This is a genomic window from Sulfurovum sp. (assembly GCF_041562805.1).
GTDB lineage: Bacteria > Campylobacterota > Campylobacteria > Campylobacterales > Sulfurovaceae > Sulfurovum.
In genome coordinates this window covers 1-2,107 of the sequence record NZ_JBFFOH010000265.1, presented here as the reverse complement: position 1 = coordinate 2,107, position 2,107 = coordinate 1, and the positions used below count along the sequence as shown (strand labels likewise).

The window sequence follows — 2,107 nt, the reverse complement described above, 5'->3', positions numbered from 1 at the left end:
CGTGAGTTGAAAGGACGCTACCCTAAACACCCTTGGCCTGATAATCCGTGGGAGGCCACACCCACTGCACATACTAAGCGCAGGCATACATAGCTGTCGCAGACGCGCAGAACTCTAATTATGTAGTCAGCTATGCGACCATTGCTGACGTTATGGATTAGCTATGACAGCGTCCGCTAATCACCGCACAGCAGAACACCATCGAGAGCGTCCACTAAAGTGGTGCCAGATCACAGCGTAGTTTGCGTCCGAACGAGCGCATTGTTATAACGGTGCATTTATCTAATATCGCCGGACTCAATGAGTAACTCTAATTTCGGAGTTTCAAAACCGTGAAAATCAAGAAAATACATGGTATCACGGAATTTTTCATCAATATTACATTCAAGTTTATGAGTATTTATTATCGCCTTCTCTAATAGTGCATTCAATCCAGGTTCTTTTGTACTTTCATAAAGTATGACTATTGCGTGAATGTTGGTGTAAAGAAATTCTTCGTTATCAATCTCAGTCGACAAATAAAACTCATAAAACTTAAAGCAACTAGATGGCGATATCTTTTTGTTTAAAATAAATGAGTTTAGTCCACCTCTGATTATAGCTATTTCATTCGTGTCGATCTCTTCAATGCTCTCGAAGGCACCCCTTTTCAAGTATTCTTTAGTCACGTGGTCGTCTTTTATAAGGTATACATTAATTATATTCCATTCATTGCTATACAGTGAAACCCCCAAATATTTAGAGATCACATTTGCGGCCAAAACCCTAAGAAATTGCATTGGATATATGCTATTTGACACGAGTGGGAAAAATGGCTGAACAGGGAATATTGATTTGTCATAAAATACACGTCGACCGTGAGCAACGCTATTCCTAGCCTCTACGAGGGTTTTTATCCAGAACGCCGTTTGATTGCTATACAACCCTAACTCTTTTAAGAAGTACATGATCTTTGACGCAACAGAAATATCTTTAGAAAGAATACTCGACACAAGCTTCAATTTTGCGTTGTTTTCGTTTTCCAGTGACTGACCCGAGAGAGATAGAATTTCTGAATTGTATTTGCTAGTGAACTCCTTTATTAATTCTTTTGATTTTTCAGATATTTTCTTCGAATATAAGTCACCTAGTAGTTCTAAGACGTGAAAGTATGATAGCGTGGCCTCATCCGTATATATAAGACTTTCTTCCGAATCTTTTTCCATGTATCTGGCCTTTCTCCATCGATCTAACAATGAAAAAATCAAAGTCTTATTATGTGGGCTTATTTCTTTGAGTTTAGTTATGATTTCGCTAAGAAGCCCTGTGCTATCAACTTTGTCAATTACTAGGCTATTTTCAATATCTTCGTGGCTCCATATGCCTCCCTCATTAAAAATGTACTTATTCGTTTTAGGGCCGAATACATCAACAGGGTCGTCAATGACAAAAGATATTATCCCAAGCAATACCAAATACTTTGATCTTGTAAAAACAGGAGCATCAGATATTGATTCGTATTCTTTTAAATCACAAGGAATAGATATCTTAATAAAACCAAAGTCATTTATAGTCTCATCATCTATTCGTTCTGTTGTTTGCACAATGCTACCGTCGAATTCAAACTTAATTTCGACAGCTTTATTAAGAACCACATAATACTCAGTAATACATTTTTTCATATAACCAGTTAAAGTATTCCTCGATTACACATTACAGTTTCTATACGGACCCCTTCGGGTACGTATAGCTATATACTTGTTCTCTAATGCCGCGAACTAATTTCTTGTTTCTATTATTAATGCACAAACCCCTGTCTCATTAGTTAAATAGGCAAATCGGGACCCCGATTTACTTATGCCTCCATTATAACCGCACTACTGGCATGGTAAATAGATTGCTCCCTAGAAGCACAACTTCGTGGGTGGAATGTTCGATATGGGATTGATAGCGGAAGTGCTTCTTTATTATTCGTTAGGACCGCTAGTGGCCGCAAGCGGACCAAATAGTACGCCTGTCCCTCATTATGAATGGTGTACGCATTCCTTTGCGCCTTCGCGTTCTTTGCGTTAATCCTTCTTTTCTTTTTCCATCTCCAGCACCACCTGGGTCATGCGCAGGATGCTGT

The 2,107-nt window shown here is 38.7% G+C and carries 1 protein-coding gene; it reads right to left on the bottom strand.

All coding sequences use genetic code 11. The features are described from left to right. Positions 1–278 precede the first annotated feature (278 nt). Complete coding sequence (locus ABYK33_RS15570; RefSeq protein ID WP_373034237.1) at positions 279–1,583, bottom strand: hypothetical protein; 1,305 nt, start codon at positions 1,581–1,583, stop codon at positions 279–281. Positions 1,584–2,107 lie beyond the last annotated feature (524 nt).